At 54.7% G+C, this 26,054-nt stretch carries 20 protein-coding genes; 13 read left to right on the forward strand and 7 right to left on the reverse strand.

Annotated features, from left to right (window positions below):
* The first annotated feature begins 264 nt into the window (after positions 1-264).
* The 9 genes from F6Y09_RS12360 to rluB all read left to right on the forward strand — a co-directional run bounded on the left by F6Y09_RS12360 (position 265) and on the right by rluB (position 11,879).
* On the forward strand, positions 265-3,102 hold the full coding sequence (locus F6Y09_RS12360) for a 2-oxoglutarate dehydrogenase E1 component (RefSeq protein WP_152207237.1): 2,838 nt from the start codon (positions 265-267) through the stop codon (positions 3,100-3,102).
* Between the two features lie 25 nt (positions 3,103-3,127).
* Positions 3,128-4,375 carry a 2-oxoglutarate dehydrogenase complex dihydrolipoyllysine-residue succinyltransferase gene (gene odhB / locus F6Y09_RS12365; RefSeq protein WP_152207238.1) on the forward strand — a complete coding sequence of 416 codons (1,248 nt, stop codon included), beginning with the start codon at positions 3,128-3,130 and terminating at the stop codon, positions 4,373-4,375.
* A gap of 36 nt (positions 4,376-4,411) precedes the next feature.
* Entirely contained in the window at positions 4,412-5,851 is a 1,440-nt protein-coding gene (lpdA, locus tag F6Y09_RS12370) for a dihydrolipoyl dehydrogenase (protein ID WP_152207239.1), read from the forward strand.
* Between the two features lie 83 nt (positions 5,852-5,934).
* Complete coding sequence (sucC, locus tag F6Y09_RS12375) at positions 5,935-7,101, forward strand: ADP-forming succinate--CoA ligase subunit beta (RefSeq protein WP_152207240.1); 1,167 nt, start codon at positions 5,935-5,937, stop codon at positions 7,099-7,101.
* Positions 7,101-7,973, forward strand: a complete 873-nt coding sequence (gene sucD / locus F6Y09_RS12380; protein WP_152207241.1) for a succinate--CoA ligase subunit alpha — start codon at positions 7,101-7,103, stop codon at positions 7,971-7,973. Before sucC ends, sucD begins: the two co-directional genes overlap by 1 nt.
* A 154-nt stretch (positions 7,974-8,127) precedes the next feature.
* Positions 8,128-9,342 (forward strand): tryptophan--tRNA ligase, encoded by a 1,215-nt coding sequence (locus tag F6Y09_RS12385; RefSeq protein ID WP_179959407.1) that lies wholly within the window; start codon positions 8,128-8,130, stop codon positions 9,340-9,342.
* 27 nt (positions 9,343-9,369) lie between these two features.
* On the forward strand, positions 9,370-10,209 hold the full coding sequence (locus F6Y09_RS12390; RefSeq protein WP_152207242.1) for a segregation and condensation protein A: 840 nt from the start codon (positions 9,370-9,372) through the stop codon (positions 10,207-10,209).
* Positions 10,210-10,268: 59 nt separating this feature from the next.
* A complete protein-coding gene (scpB, locus tag F6Y09_RS12395) occupies positions 10,269-10,895 on the forward strand; it encodes an SMC-Scp complex subunit ScpB (protein WP_152207243.1) in 627 nt (208 codons plus the stop codon).
* A gap of 33 nt (positions 10,896-10,928) precedes the next feature.
* Positions 10,929-11,879, forward strand: a complete 951-nt coding sequence (gene rluB, locus F6Y09_RS12400; protein WP_152207244.1) for a 23S rRNA pseudouridine(2605) synthase RluB — start codon at positions 10,929-10,931, stop codon at positions 11,877-11,879.
* Between the two features lie 46 nt (positions 11,880-11,925).
* Here the strand turns inward: rluB and F6Y09_RS12405 are convergent, their stop codons facing one another.
* Positions 11,926-12,867: a GGDEF domain-containing protein gene (locus F6Y09_RS12405; protein WP_152207245.1), complete on the reverse strand. Its 942-nt coding sequence runs from the start codon at positions 12,865-12,867 to the stop codon at positions 11,926-11,928.
* A 278-nt stretch (positions 12,868-13,145) separates the two neighbouring features.
* Between F6Y09_RS12405 and F6Y09_RS12410 the strand changes: the two genes are divergently transcribed.
* The 4 genes from F6Y09_RS12410 to ligA all read left to right on the forward strand — a co-directional run bounded on the left by F6Y09_RS12410 (position 13,146) and on the right by ligA (position 20,747).
* Entirely contained in the window at positions 13,146-13,829 is a 684-nt protein-coding gene (locus F6Y09_RS12410) for a GntR family transcriptional regulator (RefSeq protein WP_152207246.1), read from the forward strand.
* A 61-nt stretch (positions 13,830-13,890) separates the two neighbouring features.
* Positions 13,891-17,391, forward strand: a complete 3,501-nt coding sequence (smc, locus tag F6Y09_RS12415; RefSeq protein ID WP_152207247.1) for a chromosome segregation protein SMC — start codon at positions 13,891-13,893, stop codon at positions 17,389-17,391.
* Between the two features lie 142 nt (positions 17,392-17,533).
* Entirely contained in the window at positions 17,534-18,631 is a 1,098-nt protein-coding gene (zipA, locus tag F6Y09_RS12420) for a cell division protein ZipA (RefSeq protein WP_152207248.1), read from the forward strand.
* A gap of 73 nt (positions 18,632-18,704) precedes the next feature.
* Positions 18,705-20,747 carry an NAD-dependent DNA ligase LigA gene (ligA, locus tag F6Y09_RS12425; protein WP_152207249.1) on the forward strand — a complete coding sequence of 681 codons (2,043 nt, stop codon included), beginning with the start codon at positions 18,705-18,707 and terminating at the stop codon, positions 20,745-20,747.
* A 70-nt stretch (positions 20,748-20,817) separates the two neighbouring features.
* Here the strand turns inward: ligA and F6Y09_RS12430 are convergent, their stop codons facing one another.
* The 6 genes from F6Y09_RS12430 to flgA all read right to left on the reverse strand — a co-directional run bounded on the left by F6Y09_RS12430 (position 20,818) and on the right by flgA (position 26,012).
* The gene (locus F6Y09_RS12430) at positions 20,818-21,450 is read right to left on the reverse strand and encodes a CBS domain-containing protein (protein ID WP_152207250.1); all 633 of its coding nucleotides are present in this window, start codon (positions 21,448-21,450) and stop codon (positions 20,818-20,820) included.
* 102 nt (positions 21,451-21,552) lie between these two features.
* Complete coding sequence (gene mnmC1, locus F6Y09_RS12435; protein ID WP_152207251.1) at positions 21,553-23,463, reverse strand: FAD-dependent 5-carboxymethylaminomethyl-2-thiouridine(34) oxidoreductase MnmC1; 1,911 nt, start codon at positions 23,461-23,463, stop codon at positions 21,553-21,555.
* Positions 23,464-23,468: 5 nt separating this feature from the next.
* Positions 23,469-24,029 carry a peptidylprolyl isomerase gene (locus F6Y09_RS12440; protein WP_152207443.1) on the reverse strand — a complete coding sequence of 187 codons (561 nt, stop codon included), beginning with the start codon at positions 24,027-24,029 and terminating at the stop codon, positions 23,469-23,471.
* Between the two features lie 286 nt (positions 24,030-24,315).
* Positions 24,316-24,786 carry a flagella synthesis protein FlgN gene (locus F6Y09_RS12445; RefSeq protein ID WP_152207252.1) on the reverse strand — a complete coding sequence of 157 codons (471 nt, stop codon included), beginning with the start codon at positions 24,784-24,786 and terminating at the stop codon, positions 24,316-24,318.
* Positions 24,787-24,792: 6 nt separating this feature from the next.
* A complete protein-coding gene (flgM, locus tag F6Y09_RS12450; RefSeq protein WP_152207253.1) occupies positions 24,793-25,113 on the reverse strand; it encodes a flagellar biosynthesis anti-sigma factor FlgM in 321 nt (106 codons plus the stop codon).
* A gap of 194 nt (positions 25,114-25,307) precedes the next feature.
* The gene (flgA, locus tag F6Y09_RS12455; RefSeq protein ID WP_152207254.1) at positions 25,308-26,012 is read right to left on the reverse strand and encodes a flagellar basal body P-ring formation chaperone FlgA; all 705 of its coding nucleotides are present in this window, start codon (positions 26,010-26,012) and stop codon (positions 25,308-25,310) included.
* Positions 26,013-26,054: the final 42 nt, after the last annotated feature.

Consider the following 26,054-nt stretch of genomic DNA (forward strand, 5'->3'; position numbering starts at 1 on the left):
GGGAAGTCTCACAAAGCTGTGAGCTTCCACCAATGGCCAATAGTCAAAATGTCATTGACGGAGCAAACTTCGAAAGCCGTGACGAAGGCCTACAAAGCTTTCTCGCGGTTTTATCGAGTATAAAAACCACTGGGGAACGGAAAACATCCGTGCAAACTGTGGTGGCGGCAACAGTCGATCCTGTAAAAACCCGTATTGACTGAGATATACCTGTGGCCGACCATAGCGCGCTCCCCCGCACCAGTCCAAGGTGAGCTATTCACAATGCACGAAAGCATCATGGAGCAGTTATGGCAGACTTCCCACCTTCAAGGGGGGAATCTGGCCTATGTCGAGCAGCTTTTCGAAACCTATCTGACTGACCCGAATGCCATTCCAGGTGAATGGCGCAGCTATTTTGACAAGCTGCCCAGTGTCGACGGCCGACAAGGTCGTGATGTTAATCATTCGACGATTCGCCAGCAGTTTGAGCATATTTCCCGCAATCAGCGTTTTCTTGCCAATGGTGGTGTTCCCGCCAGCGCCACATCGGATGCGGATAAGAAGCAGATTCGGGTTCTACAGCTCATCAATGCGTATCGCTTCCGCGGCCATCAGGAAGCGAAGCTTGATCCGCTGGGCGTGTTGATCCGCCCGGAGGTGGAAGACCTCGACCTGGGTTTCCACGAACTTTCCGAATCAGATCGTGATATCGAGTTTCAGACCGGGTCTTTGTGCTTTGGCGCTGAAACCATGAAGCTCGGTGACATATACGATGGGCTCCGTCAAACCTACTGTGGCAGCATCGGTGCTGAGTACATGCATGTTGTTGATACCCGTATCAAGCGTTGGTTTCAGCAGCGCATGGAGCCGGTTCGGTCACGCCCGAATTATGAAGAAAAGACCCGTCGCCATATTCTGGAACGTCTGACCTCTGCCGAAGGTCTGGAAAAATACTTGGGCTCCCGTTATCCGGGCGTCAAGCGTTTTGGCCTTGAAGGCGCTGAAAGCCTGATTCCGTGCCTTGACGAATTGATCCAGAGAGCCGGAAGTTATGGTGCGAAGGAAATCGTACTCGGTATGGCTCACCGTGGCCGGCTGAATGTGCTGGTCAATACCTTGGGTAAGAACCCGAAAGAGTTGTTTGATGAGTTCGAGGGTAAGCGTCTGGCAGATACTGGTTCCGGCGACGTTAAATACCATCAGGGGTTTTCATCCAACATTATGACCGAAGGTGGAGAGATTCACCTGGCGCTTGCGTTTAACCCCTCTCACCTCGAGATTGTCTCTCCGGTTGTCGTGGGCTCTGTCAGAGCACGACAGACACGTCGTGAGGATTCCAACGGCACGCAGGTGGTACCCATCATCATGCATGGTGATGCTGCGTTTGCGGGGCAGGGTGTGGTGATGGAAACCTTCCAGGCCTCCCAGACCCGTGGTTTTGGGGTTGGCGGAACAATTCATATTGTCATCAACAATCAGGTTGGCTTTACCACCAGTCGCCAGGAAGATGCACGATCGACAGAATATTGTACTGACGTTGCCAAGATGGTTCAGGCGCCGATCCTTCATGTTAATGCCGATGACCCTGAAGCCGTCTTGTTCGTTACCCAGATGGCGATGGACTATCGTCATGAGTTCAAACGTGACGTGGTGATTGATCTGGTATGTTATCGGCGCCGCGGTCATAACGAGGCTGATGAGCCATCCGCGACTCAGCCGATCATGTACGAAAAAATCCGCAAGATGAAGACAACTCGCGAACTGTATGCAAATGAGCTGATCAAAGCGGGTCTGCTGAACGAAGATGAGTCCAAGAAAATGGAACTCGACTTCCGGGATGAGCTTGATAAAGGCGACCACGTGGTTAAATCCCTGGTCAAAAAGCCCAATAAAGAGCTTTATGTCGATTGGCAACCTTACCTCGGCCACGAGTGGACTGCGAAGTGCAAGACCAGTGTTGGTCTGAAGACCTTGCAGCGTCTTGGCAAGAGGCTGGGACACCTGCCGGAAGGTTTTGCTGTTCAGCGCCAGGTGTCCAAAATCGTCGATGATCGTAACAAGATGACTGCTGGTGCGCTGCCCATCAACTGGGGCTACGGCGAAGTCATGGCCTATGCCACGCTGTTGAACGAAGGTCACCCGATCCGTATCACCGGACAGGATGTTGGCCGCGGCACCTTTTCTCATCGTCATGCTGTGCTTCACAACCAGAAGGGCGGTGATACCTACATTCCGCTGCAGCAACTGTCTGAAAAACAACCGCTATTTGAGATCTACGACTCCTTTCTGTCTGAAGAAGCCTTAATGGCTTTCGAATACGGTTATTCGACCACCACGCCTGATGCGTTGATTGTCTGGGAAGCCCAGTTTGGTGACTTTGCCAACGGCGCCCAGGTCGTTATAGATCAGTTTCTGACCAGTGGCGAGCACAAATGGGGGCGCCTTTGTGGCCTGACCTTGCTGTTACCTCACGGCTATGAAGGGCAGGGACCCGAGCACAGCTCTGCGCGCATCGAGCGCTTCCTGCAATTATGTGCCGAGCACAACATTCAGGTTTGTGTGCCGACCACCCCGGCGCAAACCTTCCACATGCTTCGTAGGCAGGTCAAGCGGGCATTTCGCAAGCCTTTGGTAGCTATTACACCGAAGAGCCTGTTGCGTCATAAAGAAGCAACATCAGGTCTTGACGATTTTACGGAAGGTACCTTCCAAACGGTATTGCCAGAGAAAGAACCATCCGATCCGAAGAAAGTTCGCCGCCTGATCATGTGCAGCGGTAAGGTATATTTTGACCTGCTGGAAAAAAAGAAAGCAGAGGAGCGAGAGGATGTTGCCATTCTGCGGCTTGAGCAACTGTATCCTTTTCCATCGGATGACCTGGATGAACTGATCAGCAAGTACACCAAACTGCAGAACGTGGTTTGGTGTCAGGAAGAACCCATGAACCAGGGGGCGTGGTATTGCAGTCAGCACCACATGCGCAATGCGCTGCATCGCCACAACCCGAAACTGTATCTCGAATATGCGGGTCGCGATGCTTCGGCAGCCCCGGCGTGTGGGCATTTGTCCGTGCACATCGAGGAACAGAAGAAGCTGATCAACGCTGCATTTGAAATTTGACGAGCTACCGAACTAAGGACCAGAGATGTCAACAGAGATAAAAGCCCCCGTTTTTCCCGAGTCGGTTGCCGAAGGTACAGTGGCGACATGGCATAAGAAACCTGGAGAAGCTTGTGCCCGGGATGAACTGATCGTCGATATTGAAACCGACAAGGTGGTTCTGGAAGTCGTTGCACCCGCTGACGGTGTTATTGAGGAAATCCTCAAGAATGAAGGCGACACCGTCGAAAGCGGTGAAGTGGTTGGTAAGTTCAAGGCAGGCGCCAAAGGCGAGACCGAAGACTCGGGAAGCGGCGAGGCGAAATCCGAGACACCCGAGCCCGAGAAAACATCAGGAAGCGATGCCTCCAAAGCCGAGAGCGAGTCTACAGGCGAAGCTATTCTCAGTCCGGCAGCTCGCAAACTGGCGGACGAGAACAACATTGACCCGGATTCCGTGAAAGGTAGCGGAAAAGATGGTCGTGTGACCAAGGAAGACGTTCAGAGCCATATCGACAGCAGCGCCGCCAACAAGCCTGCTGCGCCGAGTCCTGCCGCTGCTGCGGCACCGGAAGTGAGTATCGCTGCCGGTGAGCGCCCTGAGAAACGGGTTCCGATGACTCGTCTGCGGGCAAGCATGGCGAAGCGCCTGGTGAACGCCCAGCAAACTGCTGCCATGTTGACGACGTTCAACGAAGTCAACATGAAACCCTTGATGGACCTGCGTAAGCAGTACAAAGACGGATTTGAAAAACGTCACGGTATCAAGCTTGGCTTTATGTCTCTTTTCGTCAAGGCGTCCACCGAAGCGCTGAAGCGTTTCCCGGCGGTCAACGCATCGATCGACGGCAACGACATGGTTTATCATGGCTACCAGGATATTGGCGTTGCAGTGTCAAGTGATCGCGGGCTGGTGGTTCCGGTGCTTCGTGATACAGACGCGCTGGGTTTGGCGGATATCGAGAAGAAAATCGTTGAATACGGCACCAAAGCGAAAGGCGGAAAACTGGGCATTGAAGAAATGACCGGCGGTACGTTCACTATTTCCAACGGCGGCGTATTCGGCTCCCTGATGTCGACTCCCATTCTTAATCCGCCGCAGACGGCCATTCTGGGTATGCATAAGATTCAGGACCGTCCGATGGCAGTTGATGGGCAGGTCGTAGTGCTGCCAATGATGTATCTGGCGCTGTCTTACGATCACCGGATGATTGACGGTAAAGAAGCCGTGCAATTTCTGGTGGCAATCAAGGATATGGTGGAAGATCCGGCGCGTATTCTGCTGGACGTTTGAATCTGCCACTCAACGAATCGGAAAACGGGATAAAACATGTCTGACAAGTACGACGTCATCGTCATCGGTGCTGGCCCTGGCGGCTACGTAGCAGCCATTAAAGCAGCGCAACTAGGTCTGAAAACAGCCTGTGTAGAATCATGGGTTTCCAAAGACGGCAAACACAAGCTGGGCGGAACCTGCCTGAACGTAGGCTGTATCCCGTCAAAGGCGCTGCTGGAAATTTCCCATAAGTTCGAGGAAGCCAATCATGGCTTTGCGGACCAGGGTATTATGGCGAAGGACGTCAAGATTGATATCGCCAAGATGATGGAGCGGAAAACCGGCATCGTCGACCAACTGACCGGGGGTATTGCAGGACTGTTCAAGTCCAACGGCGTTACGACTATTGAAGGTCACGGAAAGCTGCTGGCTAATCGCCAGGTCGAAGTGACCGACAGTGACGCCAATAAGAAAGTATACGAAGCCGACAATGTGATTATCGCCACCGGCTCCAAACCCATCCAGATTCCGCCTGCGCCTTTCACGGAAGGTTACATTGTGGATTCCGAAGGGGCGCTTGAGTTTGACGAAGTGCCGAAGCGTCTTGGCGTTATCGGTGCTGGCGTCATTGGTCTCGAGCTGGGCAGTGTATGGGCCCGGTTGGGCTCGGAAGTGACCATCATCGAAGCTCAGGATTCGTTTCTGCCTACGGTAGACCAGCAGGTTGCGAAAGACACTCTGAAGCAGTTCAAGAAGCAAGGACTGCAGATTGAGTTGGGCAGCCGCATGACCGGTGCTGAAGTTAAGCGAAAGCTGGTTTATGTAAACTATGAGAATGCCGACGGCAAGCAAGAGGCCAAGTTTGACAAGCTGGTCGTTGCGGTCGGCCGTCGGCCCTACACAGATAACCTGTTAGCGGCGGATGCCGGTGTCAACCTTGACGAGCGTGGTTTTATTTTCGTTGATGACACCTGTCAGACCGACGCTCCGGGTGTTTGGGCCGTAGGCGACGTGGTTCGCGGTCCGATGCTTGCTCATAAGGCATCTGAGGAAGGCATTATGGTGGCCGAGCGGATCGCAGGTCACAAACCTCAGGTTAACTATGACTGCATTCCTAACGTTATATATACCTTCCCGGAAGTTGCTTGGGTGGGAAAAACCGAAGAACAGTTGAAGGCAGAGGGTGAGGCCTACAAGGTGGGTACCTTCCCGTTCGCCGCCAACGGTCGCGCCATGGCAGCCAACTCTGCTTCAGGCCTTGTCAAGATCATCGCGGACGAGAAAACTGACCGTATTCTGGGCTTCCATGTCACGGGGCCCCAGGCGTCCGAAATCGTCGCTCAGGGTGTGATTGCCATGGAATTCGGCTCCAGTGCTGAAGACCTCGCGCTGACCTGCTTTGCGCATCCGACATTGTCAGAGTCGGTTCATGAGGCGGCTCTGGCGGTTAATGACGGTGCGATTCACATCGCCAACCGTCGCAAAAAAAAATAAGACAGAACCGGTAAACGAGAGGATGTGGCATTGCGTCCTCTCGCAAGGAAACGAACGTTTCATTTACAAGCGGGACAATTGTTATGAATTTGCACGAATATCAGGGCAAGCAGCTATTCGCTGAATACGGTTTGCCGGTCTCCCAGGGTATCGCTTGCGATACCCCTGACGAAGCAGCAGCGGCAGCTGATAAAATTGGCGGTGATCGCTGGGTTGTCAAAGCCCAGGTTCACGCAGGTGGTCGCGGTAAGGCCGGTGGTGTAAAGCTGCTGGACAACAAAGACGACATCCGTGCGTTCGCTGAGAAGTGGCTGGGCAAGAACCTGGTAACCTACCAGACAGATGAGCATGGCCAGCCGGTCAGCAAGATTCTGGTTGAGTCCCTGACTGATATCGATCAGGAACTTTACCTGGGTGCAGTGGTTGATCGTAGTAGCCGCCGCATCGTGTTCATGGCGTCTACCGAAGGCGGCGTTGAGATCGAGAAAGTTGCGGAAGAAACCCCTGAGAAGATTCTCAAGGCAACTATCGACCCGTTAGTCGGTGCTCAGCCTTACCAGGCTCGGGAGCTGGCGTTCAAGCTGGGCCTGAACGGTGAGCAGATCAAGCAGTTCACCAAGATCTTCATGGGTCTGGCAAAACTGTTTGAAGACTACGATCTGGCGTTGCTCGAAATTAACCCGTTGGTCATTACTGATAAAGGCGATCTCCATTGCCTGGACGCCAAGATCGGTGTAGACGGCAACGCGTTGTATCGCCAGCCGAAGCTCCGTGATATGCACGATCCTTCACAGGAAGATTCCCGTGAAGCTGACGCTGCCAAGTGGGAACTGAACTACGTTGCACTTGAAGGCAACATTGGTTGCATGGTTAATGGCGCCGGTCTTGCTATGGGCACCATGGATATCATCAAGCTCAGCGGCGGCCGTCCGGCCAACTTTCTGGATGTTGGCGGCGGAGCGACCAAAGAGCGAGTCACCGAAGCTTTCAAGATCATTCTGTCGGATGATAACGTTCAAGCAGTTCTGGTGAACATCTTTGGCGGTATCGTCCGTTGCGACATGATTGCCGAAGGCATTATCGGTGCAGTGAAGGATGTGGGCGTCAAGGTTCCTGTTGTGGTCCGTCTTGAAGGCAACAACGCTGAGCTCGGCACCAAGGTGCTCGCGGACAGCGGCCTGAACATCATCGCCGCCACCAGCCTGGCGGATGCCGCAGAACAAGTCGTCAAAGCCGCAGGGGGTAAGTAATGAGCATCCTGATCAATAAAGACACCAAGGTAATCTGTCAGGGCTTCACCGGCGCGCAGGGTACATTCCATTCCGAGCAGGCTATTGACTACGGAACCCAGATGGTTGGCGGTGTAAGCCCGGGTAAGGGCGGTACCGAACACCTTGGCCTTCCGGTTTTCAACACCGTTCGTGATGCAGTTGAAAAAACCGGCGCCACGGCAACGGTTATCTACGTTCCGGCTCCTTTCTGCAAAGATGCGATCATCGAAGCGGCGGACGCTGGTATCGAGCTGATAGTGTGTATCACTGAAGGCATCCCGACTATCGATATGCTTTACGCGAAGGAATATGTCGATCGCAAAGGCGTGAGGATGATTGGTCCTAACTGCCCGGGCGTGATTACACCGGGTGAGAGCAAGATCGGTATCATGCCCGGCCACATCCACAAGCCTGGTAAAGTAGGCATTGTGTCCCGGTCAGGTACCCTGACTTATGAAGCGGTCAAGCAGACCACAGACTTTGGCTTCGGTCAGTCAACTTGTGTAGGCATCGGTGGTGATCCGATTCCGGGTTCCAACTTCATTGACATACTGCAATTGCTTCAGGACGACCCGCAGACGGAAGCCATTGTAATGATTGGTGAAATCGGTGGAAATGCGGAAGAAGAAGCCGCTGCGTTTATCAAAACCAACGTCACCAAGCCTGTGGTTTCCTACATTGCGGGTGTTACCGCACCTCCGGGCAAGCGTATGGGCCACGCCGGCGCGATCATTGCTGGTGGTAAAGGCACTGCGGATGAAAAATTCGCAGCTCTGGAAGATGCCGGTGTTAAAACCGTTCGTAGTCTTGCAGAAATTGGTAAGGCGCTGAAGGAAGTGACTGGCTGGTAAGTCTCTCTTTCGGTTGAAAACCCCCGGGTCCGGTTTGGCTGGACGACGGGGGTTTTTTGTTTTTACGTTAACCTTGCGGGCACATGAGTCTATAATCGCCGCTCAGTCTCTTTTATGATGACCCATACGATCTGAAACGAAAGGAGTTCATGCTTTGAGTTCTGTAGATTCCCAGCAACGGGTGCTGTCCGGAATGCGACCAACCGGAAAACTGCATCTTGGTCACTATCATGGTGTGCTTAAAAACTGGGTTAAACTCCAGCATGAATTCGAATGCTTCTTCTTTGTCGCTGACTGGCATGCGCTGACCACCAACTACGACGACCCGTCGATGATTGAGTCGAGCGTATGGGATATGGTTATTGATTGGCTGGCGGCGGGAGTGAATCCCGGATCTGCCACGCTTTTTATTCAGTCTCGGGTACCCGAGCACGCCGAGCTCAATCTTTTACTGTCAATGATTACACCCCTTGGCTGGCTTGAACGGGTTCCGACCTATAAGGATCAGCAGGAGAAACTGCGAGAAAAGGATCTGGCAACCTACGGTTTTCTGGGATACCCCTTGCTGCAAAGTGCGGATATTCTTGTTTATCGTGCAGGCCGCGTCCCGGTTGGAGCAGATCAGGTTTCACACGTTGAAATCACTCGCGAGATCGCTCGACGCTTTAACCACCTGTATGGCCGCGAACCCGGTTTTGAGGAGCAGGCTGAAGCTGCAATCGTCAAAATGGGTAAGAAGAACGCGAAGCTCTACCGCAACCTGAAGAAGCGTTATCAGGAAGGCGGTGATATGGAAGCCCTCGAGACCGCCCGCGCGCTGCTAAAAGAGCAACAGAATATATCCATGGGCGATAGCGAACGTCTTTATGGGTACATCGAAGGCGGAGGCAAGATAATCCTGCCAGAACCCCAAGCATTGCTGACCCCTGATTCCAAGATGCCGGGACTCGATGGCCACAAAATGTCGAAATCCTACGGCAACACCATTGGTTTGAGGGAAGAGCCGGACACGGTCGCCCAGAAAATTCGTACCATGCAGACCGACCCTCAGCGGGTCCGCCGCACAGATCCGGGGGAGCCTGAAAAGTGCCCGGTTTGGGGGTTGCATAAGGTCTACTCGGATAATGACACCCAGGAATGGGTGCAAAAGGGTTGTCGCAGTGCTGGTATCGGCTGCCTGGACTGCAAGAAGCCGGTGATCGACGCCATCGTTGAGGAGCAACGACCCTTGCATGAGCGCGCCCGGGAATATGAGGGCAATCCGGACCTGGTTCGTTCCATCATTGATGAGGGGTGTGAGCAAGCCCGCGATGCTGCCCGGGATACCCTTGAGGAAGTAAGAGCCGCAATGGGGCTTCGTTATCGTTGAGCCCCAAAGGTTGAGACAGGCACAGCTATGACGGAAGACACACGCAGCGAAACCCTGGATACGGATGACAGCGTGGTCGTCCCTGCTGTGGTGTCCCCGATTGCAAAGGTCTCTGGCAAGGCCTTGGTGGATATGCCGAAAGATCTGTACATCCCGCCCGATGCACTGGCTGTTTTTCTGGAGACCTTTGAGGGTCCCCTTGATTTATTGTTGTACCTTATTCGCCGGCATAACATGGACATCCTGGATATCGACGTCAGTGAAATCACTCGCCAATACATGGACTACATTGGCGCCGTCGAGACGATGCGGTTTGAGCTTGCGGCTGAATACCTGGTTATGGCCGCCACCCTTGCGGAGATAAAATCCCGCATGTTGTTACCGAGGCAGGCGGCGGACGACGAGGAAGACCTTGACCCGCGAGCGGAGTTGATCCGGCGCCTGCAACAATATGAGCGCTTCAAGCAAGCGGCGGAAGATATTGACAGTTTACCAAGACTGGAACGGGATACGTTCACCGGAAGTGCGGCATTGCCAACCTTAGCGACCACTCAAGCGCCACCGGATGTGGATTTCCGGGAAATGTTGCTGGCGTTACAGGGCGTGCTTCAGCGTGCAGATCTTTTCACCAGTCACCATGTGGAAAGAGAGCGGTTGTCGACGCGGGAGCGCATGTCATCCATTCTGGCGGCTCTGAGTGACGATCACTTTGTCAGTTTTGAGAGTCTGTTTACGGTTGAAGAAGGGCGTCTCGGTGTTGTGGTTACGTTTATCGCGACACTGGAACTGATTAAGGAACAACTCATCGAAATTGTCCAGATTGACGTGCTTGGCTCTATTCATATCAGGGCACGGGCAGCTTGTTGAGGAAGTTTCCTCGGCTACCGGTGCGTTCAAACTCTGAATCTGTCTGACTCCGGGGTGTTATGAGCGAGGAACATATCCACCGTCTCCAGGCCATTATCGAGGCTGCGCTTTTGGCTGCTGGCAAACCCATGGCCATCGATCAGCTTCGCGAATTGTTTGAAGATGATGAGCGGCCAGCGCGGCATGTCATGGAGCATGTGCTGATCCAGCTTGAACAGTCGTGTGAAGGGCGGGGGTTTGAACTGAAAAAGGTTGCCAGCGGCTATCGTTTTCAGGTCCGCCGGGAGTTTGCGCCCTGGGTTGGCAAGCTGTTTGAAGAGAAGCCTCAGCGTTACTCCCGGGCGCTGCTGGAAACGCTCGCCCTGGTGGCTTATCGTCAACCCATTACCCGGGGCGAAATTGAAGATATTCGCGGGGTGGCTGTCAGTAGCAATATAGTGCGGACGCTGCTTGAGCGCGAATGGGTGCGGGTTGTAGGGCATCGTGATGTGCCCGGGCGGCCAGCAATGTACGCCACCACAAGGCAGTTCCTGGACTATTTCAACCTGTCCAGCCTTGATCAGATGCCACCCCTGTCAGAAGTCAGGGACCTGGAAGAAATCGGCCGCGAAATTGAAAAAACCATGCAAGTCGAGATCGAATCAGAATCGGCAGCCAATGATACTCATGATCAAACATTTCACTGATCGGTAGGTCAGCTGAACTAAAAGGAAACAGTAATGGCGTCAGAACGCCCACATAGTCGACCGAGAAGAGCGGCGACCGCTATTAACGTAGAGCCAGAGCGCTTACAGAAATTGCTTTCCCGTGCCGGTGCAGGCTCGCGTCGCGAAGTTGAAGGCTGGATTGAGGCGGGTCGGGTGACGGTCAATGGGCTGGTTGCCGAGCCGGGGCAGAAAGTCACTGTGACTGACCGAATCGAGCTGGACGGTCGCAGGCTTGAAACAGCTTCGGCCGCGGAGACAGTTCGTAGAGTGCTTATGTATAACAAGCCCGAGGGCGAGGTTACCACCCGAAATGACCCGGAGGGCCGTCCTACTGTATTCGACAGCTTGCCCAAGCTTAAAGAGCATCGCTGGATAGCGATTGGCCGACTTGATATCAATACCACCGGGTTAATGCTGTTCACTACCGACGGTGAATTGGCTAACCGGCTGATGCATCCATCCCGCCAGATCGACCGGGAATACGCTGTCCGCGTGTTTGGTGAAGTGGACGATGCAATGCTTCAGCGAATGCATGAAGGTGTTTTGCTGGAAGATGGTATCGCGCGCTTCTCGGACATCACCTCTGCTGGAGGGAAAGGCATCAACCGTTGGTTTCACGTCACACTTTTTGAAGGACGAAACCGGGAAGTTCGGCGATTGTGGGAGTCCCAGGGAGTCCAGGTGTCACGTCTCAAACGGGTTCGGTACGGGCCGGCATTCATGCCGAGTCGACTGAGCGTCGGGCGATGGGAAGAGTTGGATCAACGAGCTGTTGATGCATTAAGCAAAGCAGTGGATTTGCCTTTTATCACGTTGCCGAAGAAGACTCCGGGGGAGCTGGCGGTACACGAGCGCAAACAGCGCAAGCAACCTTCTCACCCGGTGAAGAAAAGTCGTGGTAGTAAATGGCAGGTCAGTGGCACCAAGCCTCCAGCGGGTAAAAAGCCAGCCCGCAAGAAATAGATCCGGAACCCTGGACCGAGGCGCTGCGCGAGCATTCGGGCGGCGTTCAGGCTCTGTTGGTGATGAAATCAGCAACCCGGGTGCAATTCCGGCCCTGGTCTTTGGCGCGGTAAAGGGCATCATCGGTCCTGGCGATCCACTCCAGAGGTGTCTCGCCCTTTTGCCGCATCGCGACGCCAGCACTTGCGGTGGTTGACACATTGGTGTCACCACAATTCACTGAAATACGATTGATGAATTCCCGAATCCGGTCAGCGACCTGGAGGGCCTCAGTCTCTGCCGTATGAGGCAGGATAATGGCAAACTCCTCACCACCAAACCGGTAGATGCTGTCGCTGTTACGCGTCGCCTTGGCGAGTTCTTGAGCAACTGCCTGAAGAATATAATCCCCGACGACATGGCCGTGGGTGTCATTGACCTTCTTGAAGTTGTCGAGATCACACAAAATCAGGGTGTAATCGTCGCCGTGTCGGTCACTCAGGCAGCACCCCTGGGCCAGGGCGCTATCCAGGGCCCGTTTATTCGGAATGTTGGTCAGCGCGTCGGTGTGGGCTGTCTGCTGCACTGTGGTGTATTGGCAGGCATTCCGAATGGGACAAATCGCCACGGCCAACAAGCGCTCTACGCCCTCAAGTTCTTCTTCCGAAAAACGGCTGCGGCGGGTCAGAGTCAAGCCCCCATAATTGGTACCCTCCAGCGTAAGCCTGAAATCGCAACGGTGCTGCCCACCCATACCGGAAGCATAAACAAATTCCTGGGAGCCGATGGTATTGCGATACATCAGGTGGTCGTAGGGAATGACCTGAGCAAGTTCGTCGGCAAAGATAGCCACCAAAGCTTCCAGTGACAACGACGTTGTCATCCGCCGGGACAACCTGCTGAAAACGTCGTCTGCTTCCTGCCACTGGTTGCTGGCCTTACGCAATTCGGCGAGCTTGCGGGGCTGGTCACTTTTGCGCGCAGTGAAAGGGGTGGTGTTGCCTGACATGGCCTGTCTCCGGTTTATAACGTCTTTGAACGGTTATAAGCACGGATGATGCCATGGTTTAAAATCAGATATTAATCAGTACTATAAGGCTTTAAAATCGATACAGCTTTAAGGTAAGCCCGCAGGTTGTCAATATTATGTCACTGAAGCGACGGGGGGTTCTCGAACGGATTTATCCACGCATCTGTCGCTACCGGCAATGGCTGGGGTGCAGCGGCGGTTGTGGTACACTCCGCGACCTGATGGTCATGTCCAAATTACATCGAACGAAGGCAGCTATGAGATTCCAGGCACCAGAAAGTCTGTCGGAGCAAATTGCTCAACATTTGGGACAGAGGATTATTACCGGGCAGCTGCCCCCCGGTGAGCGTATCCAGGAACTGAAGGTTGCCGGTGAGCTGGATGTTAGCCGCGGTTCAGTAAGGGAAGCCCTGCTTATTCTCGAACGGCGGCATCTGATAGAGATTTTCCCCCGAAGGGGAGCGGTTGTTTCCCAGTTGACACCGAAATTGGTAAACAGTCTGTATGACATTTACATTGAACTTTTGTGTATGCTTGGCCGCAAGGTACTTGAACGCTGGTCGAAGCCAGAGGTGGCAGGGGTGATGGCCAGGGTCAGCGAGTTACAGTCGCTTATTGACCCCGGAAAATCCCGTCGTGATGAGCCCACTGAGAGCGTGATTGAGGCGGGGTTTGAAGTCATGCGTCATGCCTACCGCATGGTTGATAATCCGTTTCTGGAGGAAACTCTGGAAAATTTCAAACCGGCCATCAGCCGCACGTATTATGTTGCGCTGGAGAGTTTTCGTGGTGAACTTGCTGAAACCGAACGGTTTTTCCAGCAGCTGGCCTCAGCGGTGAGGCGCTCTGATGCGGCAGCGCTTGAGGTAAGTATCCGTGCATTTGGAGAACATCAGCGCCGTCAGGTGCTCAGCACTCTCAGACAGGCGGAGTCTGCCTGATATTGCCAGGCCGAATAAACTGTTTTTCTTGGAACCGTAGAGCGGACGATCAGATCCTACAATGCGCCTGAAATCGATCAAACTGGCTGGCTTCAAGTCCTTTGTTGACCCAACCACGGTGCCTTTCCCCTCCAATATGACCGCCGTTGTAGGCCCCAACGGCTGTGGTAAATCCAATATCATCGACGCCGTGCGCTGGGTAATGGGCGAAAGCTCCGCAAAGTATCTGCGCGGTGAGTCCATGACCGACGTTATCTTTAACGGCTCCAGTGCACGCAAACCAATCGGGCAGGCGTTTATTGAACTGGTTTTCGATAATACCAGTGGCGCGGCGCCGGGCGAATTCGCCAGGTTCAACGAAATTTCAGTAAAAAGGCGTGTCTCCAGAGAAGGCCAGTCTGATTACTTCCTGAACGGTACCAAATGTCGCCGTCGTGACATCACCGATTTATTTCTTGGCACCGGTCTGGGACCGAGAAGCTATGCCATTATCGAGCAGGGCATGATTTCCCGGTTGATCGAGGCTAAGCCGGAAGAGCTCCGGATCTATATCGAAGAAGCGGCCGGGATCTCCAAGTACAAAGAGCGCCGGAAAGAGACTGAAAGCCGCATGCGCCGGACCCAGGAAAACCTGGAACGTCTGACCGATCTGCGGGAAGAGCTGGAGCGTCAACTCCAGCATCTGCAGCGCCAGGCTCAGTCTGCGGAGAAGTACAAAGCCCTCAAGCAGGAGGAGCGTCAGAAGAAAGCTGAGCTTACGGTTCTGCGTTGGCAGACACTGGATACGGATCTTCAAAGCGCCCGCACCCGAATCCGCGATACAGAACTACAGCTTGAGAAAATATTGACCGAGCGGATCAATCTGGAAACCTCACTGGAATCCCTGCGGGGAGGCCATCAGGAGCAGACCGACCATTTTAACAAGGCCCAGGCTCGCTATTACGAAGCCGGCGCCGATATCGCACGCATTGAGCAAAGCCTTGAGCATCAGCGCGAGCGCAGCCGCCAGATGGCCGCCGAACTTGATCAGGCATTGGCGAATCAGCGGGAGTTGGCCCGCGAGCTTGAGCAAGACGAATCCAAGCTGGACGGTATCCAGGAAGAGATCACCATGCTCGCGCCAGAGCAGGAAGCTTTGGCAGAGCATGCAGAGCAATCGGCGGAGAACCTGCAGCAAGCCGAACAGGCAATGAACGACTGGCAGCAAACCTGGGAGCTATTCAGCAATCGGTCTTCGGATGCCCGCCGTCAGGCTGAGCTCGCCCAGTCCCGAATCCGCGCCCTGGAAGAAACCATTGAGCGCCTGATCAATCGACAACATCGCCTCAATGATGAAAAAGCCCTGTTAGAAGGGCAACTGGATCGGGAGGAACTGGATGAGTTAACCGAACAGGAACAAATTGCCCGCTTGCAACGGGAAGAAGCGGCTGAGCGTATTGATTCTATCCAGAGCCGTTTGCAGGACGTTCGTCACCACCAGAAAGAGGTCGATTCACTGGTCTCCGAACAGCGCCAGAACGTTCAGACCCTGAAAGCCGGCATGGACTCCCAGCAATCGATGCTTGATGAGCAAATGGGCGGTCAGGATAATGACCTCCAGGCCTGGCTGGGCCGCTACGATCTCGGCGGGCAGCCCCGTATCGCCAAAGAGATGCGTATCGATCCGCATTGGTCGTTCGCCGTTGAACAGGTTCTGGGCCATCTGTCCCAGAGTCTGTGCGTGTCGAGCATTGCTGATTTGGGTGAGGCCCTCTCCCATGCTCCGAAAGGTGCGTCGCTGGTGGAACCGGGTAACGATCAGTTGTCAGCAGACGGCGGCAAATCGCTACAGGCCAAGGTGCAGAATGCTGCTGGTCTCAGCGACATTCTGGGGGCGATCGAGATGGCTGAGTCCCTCGACGAAGCCCTTGCCCGTCGCGAACAGCTCTCTCCCTCCGGCAGCATTCTCACCCGCGACGGGGTGTGGCTCGGGCGCCACTGGTTGCGAATGCCGTTATCTGACGCGGGCCAGATCGGAGTTTTTGAACGCCAGCAAAAGGTATCGCAGCTGCAGGGTGACTATGAGGCTGCTGCAGGCGAACTTGAACAGCAACTTGCCCGGTTGGGAACGTTGGAAGAACAGACCGCTGTTGCAGAAACTGAACAGGATGATGCCCGGAAAACCCTGAGAGACACCGAACGAGAGCTTGGCGAGTTAACGTCACGAATCAGCGGTCTCAGGGCACGAACTGAACAGATCGATGCGCGCCTGCATCGCATTGTTGATGACGCCACCGACCTCGGTGATCAGTTAAAAGAACAGCAGGAATCGCTGGCTGTGGTTCGTTTTGACTGGCAGGAAGCGCTATCTCGCACCGAGGGTAACGACGAAGAGAAGGAAGGCCTGCTGGCTCGCCGTGACACGCTGAGGGAGAGCCTGGACCATTTGCGACAGCAGGCACGCCATGATCGTGACCATGCCCATCAGTTGCAATTGCAGGTACAGACCCTCACCAGCCAGCGGGACGGTTTGCGTCAGACTCTTGACCGCATGCAGTTGCAGCGGGAGCGGCTTGAAGAGCGCGTTGAAATCCTGCAGGAAGGTCGGGAGAGTGCTGAAGAGCCTTTGGAAGATCTTCAGTCACAACTGGAAGGGCTTCTTGATCGTCGTCTGGCTGAAGAGGAAAAACTTTCTTTTGCCCGGGATGCACTGGAAGACACCGACCGGGAGGTTCGTGAGAAAGAGCAGGGCCGGAGCAGGGCCGAGCACGTCATCCAGGACATCCGGCAGAATCTCGAGAAGTACAAGATGGAATCCCAGGCGCTGGAGATTCGCTCAGGCAACTATCTGGAGCAGTTGAAGGAACTGGATGCCAACCTCAAAGCGGTCCTTGAGACCATGCCTCCGGAGGCCAGTGAGCCAGTCTGGGCAGATGAGCTGGAGAAGATTGCTGGCCGTATCCAGCGCCTTGGCGCCATTAACCTGGCGGCTATTGAAGAGTATCAGGTCCAGAGCGAACGTAAGAATTACCTGGATAGCCAACACGAAGACCTGGTTGAAGCCCTGGAAATATTGGACAACGCCATTCGCAAGATCGACCGGGAAACCCGGCAACGGTTCAAGGAGACGTATGACAAGGTGAACGGTGGTTTGCAGGCGCTGTTTCCAAAAGTGTTCGGGGGTGGGAACGCCTATCTGGAACTGACCGGAGAAGATTTACTGGAGACCGGCGTGACCATCATGGCGCGGCCCCCGGGCAAGAAAAATAGTACCATCCATCTGCTGTCCGGTGGCGAGAAGGCCCTGACAGCTATTGCCCTGGTATTTTCGATATTCCAGCTTAACCCGGCGCCTTTCTGTATGCTGGATGAGGTAGACGCGCCGCTGGACGACGCCAACGTGGCGAGATATGCCAACATGGTGAAAGAGATGTCCAGTCAGGTACAGTTCATCTATATCACCCACAACAAAATCGCCATGGAAATGGCGGACCAGTTGATGGGGGTGACAATGCATGAACCTGGTTGCTCTCGACTGGTTTCGGTCGATGTTGAAGAAGCCGCCGCATTGGCTGAAATGTGATCGGTAAGTGTTTGATTTGTGCGTAAAGGTGCTCGTACAAAAAGTGACAAAAAGGCCATGTTAGCAGGCGCCGCGTTGTATTAGGCGGCAGCTTTGCATAGAGTAACAACGTTACGCGATTCGCACACAGGACTGCATGATTATGTCTCTTAGGGAATGGTTAATTGCCATAGGTGCCCTGGTTATTCTGGCCATCGTGATTGATGGACTCCGTCGCATGCGGCGTGCCCGCAAAGACGCTATGGAGATATCGTCCGGTATGGGTGCAGATGAGCTGGAAGAGTCACCGCTGGAGAAAGAGTTTAACCCCGAGTTGCCGAATGGCGGTGCTCGGCCGATTACGCGGGACACTTTGCAGGAAAGGGGGTATCTCAAAAGCCACGGTAAAACCCGTTTCGCCAATCCCGAGCCCAAGCCGACCCGGCCGGTGGTCTCCTCAAAACGCGGGCCGGAAAATGCGAAGCCGCCGGTCGAGGCTGTGCCCCAAGTCGTTGAAAAAACAGAGACTGAAGCGGACTTATACGCTCAGGAAGATGATGCGTTTGAAACCATGCTCCAGCAAGAGAGCGTCGAGTCTGGGTGGGGTGCTAACGACAATGAGCCTGATGTTGACGATGACATGCTGGGTGAAGCCCGTTCGGTAAGAGGCGAGCAGCAGGAAGCCGAAGCAAATCCGGGTGCTGGTGAGTTCCACGATCAAAGTGACGCAGTGCCTCCGGTTGTTACCTCGGAAGTCGAAGAAGACACCGCTCGAAGAACAAGCCATGCACAATCCGGCCAGCCACTGGCCGGGGCCAATCGCCCGGACGCCCAGGAAGTGGTGGTCATCAATGTGTTGTCAAAGCCGAACCAGGCGTTCAGCGGACCAGATCTGAAAAAGTTGTTTGAGGCCTGTGGTCTGGAATACGGTGACATGGACATTTATCATCGGCATGAGGCATCCGATACTCACAGCCCGGTCCAGTTCAGTGTCGCGAATGCCGTAGAGCCAGGCACATTCCGCCCCGATGAAATTGCGGGGATTTCTACGCCGGGTATCAGTTTCTTCATGAGCCTCCCCGGACCGAATAATGCCATGCAGGCATTTGATTTTATGCTTGAGACAGCCCAATGCGTGGTGCGAAATCTGGGCGGTGAACTGAAAGACGAGCGTCGCAGTGTGATGACACCGCAAACTATTGAGCACTGCCGTCAACGAATCCGGGAATATGAGCGGAAGCATCACGCCCAGCGGGTGTAAGCACTCCGGAGAGGATAGTCCGTCATGCCCGGTTCGCCGGGCATTTTTTTTGTTGAGCGAGGCGCATGAGAACATGGCTAACACCGCATCGGTAGTCCAACGGATAGAGACATTGCGTGAGCAGATTAACGATCACAACTATCATTATTATGTGTTGGATGACCCCCGGATACCGGATGCGGAATACGACCGACTGTTCCGTGAGTTGCAGGCACTCGAAGCTGAGCATCCGGATCTTGTGGCGCCGGATTCGCCGACACAGCGAGTCGGTGCCAATGTTGAAACGACCTTCGATGAGGTGGTTCACAGGCTGCCGATGCTGTCCCTCGATAACGCGTTCAGCGAGGATGAGCTTCGGGATTTTGACCGACGCGTGAAAGACCGGCTGAAAAAGGACGGCCCGATCGAGTATGTCTGCGAGCCCAAGCTTGACGGGCTCGCGGTCAGTCTGCATTACGAAAAGGGCGTTCTGACCCGTGCAGCCACTCGAGGCGATGGTTACGCCGGCGAAGATATTACCGCCAATATCCGTACTATTCCGTCCGTGCCGCTGGGTTTGCGTGGCGAGGGCTTTCCTGAGCTGGTAGAGGTCAGGGGTGAGGTTTATATGCCGCTCGCAGGTTTTGCTGCGCTCAACTCACGTCTTTCAGACCGTGGAGAGAAAACCTTCGTCAATCCGCGCAATGCGGCAGCCGGCAGTTTGCGCCAGAAGAACCCGAAGGTCACAGCCCGCAGACCACTTGAACTCTGCGCCTACAGCGTGGCTGTACTGGATGAGCAGGATTTACCGGATAACCACTGGGATTGCCTCAAGCTCGTTCAGCAATGGGGTTTCCGGATTAACAGCGAGATGCGCAAAGCGCTAGGTGCCGATGAGTGCCTTGAGGCCTACCGGGCGCTTATGGAAAAACGGCAACAGCTGCCCTATGACATCGACGGTATTGTTTTCAAGGTCAACGATTTTGCTCTGCAAAGAGCCCTCGGCTTTGTTTCCCGCGCACCGCGCTGGGCCATTGCCCAGAAATTTCCCGCCCAGGAAGAGCTTACAGTGATAGAGGGGGTGGAATTTCAGGTCGGCCGCACTGGCGCCGTCACGCCGGTTGCCCGCCTGCATCCGGTGTTCGTGGGAGGGGTTACCGTCAGTAATGCCACCCTGCACAACATGGATGAGATTGAACGACTGGATGTTCGCATTGGCGATACCGTGTTCGTACGCCGTGCCGGTGACGTTATTCCTCAGGTGGTAAAAGTGCTGACCGAGCGCCGCCCCGAAAATGCCCAGATCATTCAGCGTCCGACCCATTGTCCGGTTTGTGGCTCGGACGTGGTGCAGATCGAGGGCGAGGCGGTCGCCCGCTGCTCCGGGGGGCTTTATTGCGCCGCCCAGCGGAAGGAAGCAATCAAACACTATGCCTCACGTAAAGCCCTCGACATAGAAGGGCTGGGAGACAAGTGGATCGACATTCTGGTTGAAAAGGGCATGGTCAATACGGTGGCGGATCTGTACCACCTCACCAGGGATGACCTGAAGAGCCTCGACAGAATGGGCAACAAGTCGGCTGACAACCTGGTCAGTGCAATTGCTTCATCGCGCCACCCGGTGCTCTGGCGCTTTATCTATGCCCTGGGTATCCGGGAGGTAGGGGAGGCAACAGCCAAAGCATTGGCAAGTCATTTTGGCAGCCTGGAAGCGATTAGCGAGGCATCGGAAGAAGCCTTGCAAGCGGTTCCGGATGTGGGCCCGATTGTCGCGGGGCATGTTAGAAGCTTCTTTGACCAGGCCCACAACCAGGAGATCATTGACGCTCTGAAGAGTGCTGGAGTCGAATGGCAGTCTGAAGTCATAACCGCATCAGAGCGGCCCCTGAACGGCGAAACCTGGGTGCTTACCGGAAGCCTCTCGGAGATGACCAGGGATGAGGCCAAGGTCAGGCTGGAAGCGCTGGGCGCCAAAGTGGCGAGCAGTGTTTCGAAAAAAACCACCTGTGTGGTGGCAGGGGAGGCTGCTGGCTCAAAGCTGACCAAAGCGGAATCTCTGGGCGTAAAAATCATGGAGGAGGCTGACTTCGTGAAGTTCCTTGCAAGTCATGGCGTCGCCGAAGGCGCCTCTGAATAACCCTACAATCCAGAAGTCGACCGCTGATTCTTCAGAGCCTCCTCGGCAGTTCAGGCGTTAGCTACAAGATTCATACGCTTTCCTGTTTGCGGCTTGCGTCCGCGTATAGCCTGAGATAATCCGTGCTGGTTACAATTCCGAAGGGCTGGCCTTGATGATCAACAACCAGTGCTGCATTCAGTCTGTGTGCCAACATCAACCGCGCGAGTTTATGGGCGTCGGTTTCCTGGGTAGCGGTCAGGAAGGCTGGCAACTCAATTTGGGTGAAGCTTTCGCTTTTGGCCTGAACACCCTGTTTGTGCAGCCATTCCAGTACCCAGCGCCGATCCACCAGACCGGCAACTGACTCCTCGGCGAGAATCACCAGGTGATGAACCCCGTGCTTGTCCATTTCCGTCATGGCATCGGCCATGGTAGCGGAAGCCGGTAGCGTAAATAATGTGGGTGTGCATATTTTGGAAACCGGCAGGTAGACCCGCTCACTTTCAGGCCCGGTGTCCATGGTTTCGCTGTATTCTGCAAACGCGCGTTTAGCAGTCAGCTGCTGGGCATTCAGGTAGGCGGGGTCGGTAACATCGTGGTGTTTTGGATCGATACGATGGGATTTACTGCTACTATCGATAGCGCCAACACGGGACCCGCGCAATGCCTCAGGCAAACGGGTCCCCTGGGGTCGGCCGGGTTCACTGACAAAAATCGGCATGGGAAATCCACACAACGGGGTTGATAACAGGTTATCGGCTGTACTGGGTGAAACTCAAACAGTTTTCTCGTTCGCCATTTTTTACAATCAAAAATTTAATGATCAGGCAGTTTTCTGTTGGGCCGGAGAGCGGCACCGGTCCGGTTGTACTCGACATGCCAGTGAGACCGGTAACGCACTGGGCTGTCCGGTGATGTAATCGGCCAGGTATTCAGCCAGTAATGGCGCATAAGCGAGACCCTTGCTGCCAAAGCCCGTCAGCAGATCTATCCCTTCGAGCACCTGTCCCGACCGATCGGTCAAGGGGCCGGCGGCAGGCTGATAGTCGTGGGTGGTACACCGGAACGCGACCCGTCCATCCAACTGGTCGGATGCTGGCCGGACGTCTGTCCATAGCTGCGGCACTATGGCACTCAACTGATCCAGATTCTCCTCATGACTGCTGGTCCTCAGGTCCGGGGAAGGATCGCGGAGGTCGAAGGTCGCACCGGTCAGACACTGGCCCTGATGAGCCGGGTTCAGGTAGCAGGGGCCACAAACCACGGAGGTTGGCGCATTCAGGACGCTTTCTGCCAATGATGTGACTTGCCCGCGGATGCTTTTGAACCGGAAATCACCGAAAACCGGTAACAATGCGGGTGTTTGATGCCCCACACACAGAACAACTCGCTCTGTCGCAACCTCCGCCTCACCGTCGCCGGACACGTGCCAGCGCCCGTTGCAAGGCATCAGGCGGGTAACCTGGAACCCGAAGCGAAGGGTAATGAGCGGGTGCTGTAATAACTGTTCGCAGAGCCGCGCTGGTTCAAGCCAGCCGCTGTTAGGGTACCAGAGCCCACCCGTGGTGACGGTTGTGCCGCTGAGCTGTCGGGCTTCAACCGGGCCGACTTGCCGAAGAATATCGCCCGGATAATCGTTGCGTTCACAAAAACGGCGCTGTCTGTCGGCTTCTTCCGGGCTCCAGGCTAGCTGCAGAAGGCCGCTTTGGTGCCAGCATGAAAAGCTCAGTTGGCGGTAAAAGCGTTGGCTATGGAGCAGCGCTGAAAGCGCCAGTTGGCTTTGGGCATTGTAATCAACGCCCAATTTGACGTAGAGGGCGCCCTGTTGATTGCCCGAGGCGCCAGCGGCGGGCGAGGGCGCTGCTTCCAATACCGTGACAGGCCAGCCTCGCTCGGCCAGGTTGCGGGCGAGCAGCGCGCCAGCAATCCCGGCGCCGATTATGGTCGTGGAAGGAGGGTGGCTTTCAGTTATATCCCCGGAAATTGCATCTGGGCGGAGACTGGCTGCATGTATTTCAGGGACACACGCCTCGCCGGGTACCTTGTAAAACTCAAAGCCGGCATCAGCCAATGCTGCCAATGGGTCTTTTTCATCAGCGCATCTGATTGATACCGTGGTGCCAGGCCGGCTATGATCCCGAATGGCGTCAATGACCGGTTTGGGTAAAACCGCCTCTTCTGTTTCGTTCAGGATCCAGGCATCGGCAATAAATTGCATGTCGGCCCAGGCGGATAGCGGCTCCTTGAAGTTCAGCGTTAACCGGACCTGACCTTGGTCGAACACGAGCCGATGTACGCCTGCAACCATTGCTGGATAGTGCTCGGCCAATTCGTCGGCAAGTGGTTTCAGGGGAGGCCAGCGTGCCAGTGTCCGGCGGAGGTTATCTACACTCAGCGGGCGCGGCTCTGCCGCCACGAAATGCAGTACAGCACCTGCAGCGGGTTTGGACTCCTTCCAGGTCTGCCACGTAGCCAGAAAGCTCAGACCAGCGCCAAAAGCCGGTTCCGCGACAACGATCGACTGTCCTGCTGAGAGCTTTTGAAACCGCTGCTGCAGAAGGTTGCCTTCGGCAAGCGATCGGGTCACATCAAGGAGTTTGCTGGCCGAGCGAGGGTATACCAGGCCGGAGGTTGGGATAACCGCCTGGTCTTCAACCCAGTCAAGGTCTAATGGCCTGATCCGGGGCTCTGCCAGATCATTCCTGACCGAGGCTTGTGAATGCGGCAAATCCATGGCATTCACTCTTCCATCCGGCGGATATTCTGTATGGTGATGGCGTCGCGGGGGACGTCACCCATGCCATTTTTAGTTCCGGTAGGCTGGTTGGCAATCCCGTCAACCACACCCATACCTTCGGTAACATGGCCAAAAACCGTATAACCCGGCCCGCGGGAACCCGCATTGAGATAAGCATTATCGACGAGGTTGATAAAAAACTGGGACGTTGCAGAGTCCGGATTGGAGGTCCGCGCCATGGCAATGGTGCCACGCAGATTTTTTGCCGTGGGCTTGGCTTCATTGGGAACCGGGGGCCGGGTAGATTTCTGGTTGAGGTTCTCGTCAAAGCCGCCGCCCTGAATCATGAAACCGGGAATAACCCTGTGAAATATCGTGCCTTCGTAATAACCACTGTCCACGTAGGTCAGGAAGTTTTCAACGGTTTCAGGTGCCAGATCGGGGCGAAGTTGCAACTCGACGTTGCCCTCGGAGGTCTGTATCAATACCCGCGGGAGCTCACTATTCGCTTTATTGGCATCGGTTTCGGCGTATGAAAAAGCGGGGAGAATCAGGCTGAGCAAGCTGATCAGAAGCAATTGGGTGAAAAGTGCTGGCTTCTTTACGGCTGTTTTCCTTGGATTGGTCGTCACGGGTTTTGCCTCATGAATTCATTCGTCAGGGTTATTCTTTTTTAGAATCCCGGCAGTCTACCAGAACTGGTGCGCACCAGGCGCTGAGGAAGCGTGGTCCAAACACTAAATTTTTGTTAGTTTCCGACGTCCCTTCGCCGCCTGGCGCAGATTGAAAGCAAAAAGACCGGCGTGTCTCCATGCCGGTCTTTTCTTTACTGCTTTGTCGTGCCTCATCTCAAGCGCTGGCCAGAATATTCCTTTGGCCGACCGAGGTTTGTTGGCCGCTGGAGCCATAGAGTTTCGCTTGGCCTGCCGAACCCCTGAATATATCCGTGAGCCTGGTTAAACGATTCTGCAGATGGCTGATAATCCGGCCGTTAACCCGATTACGCTGATGACAGGCATTGAGGGCGGTCTCGGCTGCTTGCCAGAGTGACGTCAGTTCAGATAGGCCTGCGCTGCGAATAAATCGGGAAGGTTCGCCGTGTTCCGGCCGGTAGCCCATCTCTACGAGCACATGAATCTTTCGCTTGGCTCGCTCGCGGATGTGCCTCAGCATGCTATTTTTTTGCTGGGTCAATGGCTCGATGGCACCGATATCAGAACTTTTAAGTTTGGCTTTCTCTTCATCGAGCAGGAGAGCGAGCTGATTAAGATCGCTCACATCCTGATTGAGTAACTGCTTGAGATCATCGATTGCGGCCATAATAGTTTATCCGAAAATGCTATTATCCATCTCAAGCATTTTCTGGGCCAGCTTCTCCGCGTCGATTTTGTAACTGCCATCCGCCAAAGCCGCTTTGATCTCTTCGATACGCTGGTCATCCATTTCGGGATAACTGTCCAACCGCTGCTCCAGTTGCTTCAGGTTTTTAGACTGAGCGCTGAGGCTGACGTTTTCGCCACGGGGTGCCGGTGCCTTAGCCTGTTCTGAAGAGGGCTGTGGCGTTGTCCCGCTGGCCTGTGACTTGTCGGTCGAGGTCTTTTGGGTGTTGACCTGGCCGGGGCCAATTCCATTAAAGTCAACTGTCATAACATGTCCTGCCTGCTTGAAGGGTTGCCGGTATTGATCCTGGAAAACTGAGCTATTTGATTATCTATCGGCAGCAGTGCCGACTTCTTTAACAATTTTCATACAAATTTTATGACGCCCCGGTAATGTGGCAAATAACTGCCGCTTACCGGCATGGTTCTGCCCGGCGCGTTTTTACGCCACCACCTCAAGTGCTACATCACCACCTCAACATGTCCCGGGCCAACGATTCGTGCCCTTACGGTCCGGGACGACGAAAGGTTTTCGATTCTGACCTGTTCACCAACGCGCCCATTGCCAAGCGCCTTGCCGCGGGACTTGACTGAGAAGTTGCCAGTACGGGCAGTAATAATAACATGATCCCCTCGCGAGACGGCGTCCGGAGCTGATACCAGATCAGGGGTAAAAACCGTCCCTGCACTAATAGGACGGCTGATTTCCATGCCGACCAGGTTTTCGAGATCCTTTATGGCGTCCCTACGGACTGAATTAACAACTACTTGAGATCTGTTGATCATCTCCTTTCTCAAGCGGTCACCACGCCCAAGCGGCCGTGCGGCGATAAAGGCCTCGCCTCTGATCTCCACAGCGCTTGCGAGGAAAATCTTCCAGGGTCGATCGCCCTCGCACGATATCATCAGCCTTGGATGCATGGAGCGCCAGGGGTCGCCACTAAAGCCAACACTCGGGCCCCCAGCGCAATCGGCGAGCCTTAGCCGGGAGTCCAGGTTGCCTAGCTCATAGGTGATCTCATAGCCTTCCGCAGCTTGTTGCCCAACAAACTGATCGAGGAAACGTGTAGCCGCTGCCAACACTTGTGACGAGCCATTGCCGACGGGAAAGGCGGTCTGGCTGAAGACAGCTGTGAGCAGTAATCCAGTAAGAGTGAGGCGGCGCATTTGGGTAAGTTTGTCCTATGCTTTGAGTATCTCTGGCAATAC

The sequence above is a fragment of the Marinobacter changyiensis genome (assembly GCF_009193265.1).
GTDB lineage: Bacteria > Pseudomonadota > Gammaproteobacteria > Pseudomonadales > Oleiphilaceae > Marinobacter > Marinobacter changyiensis.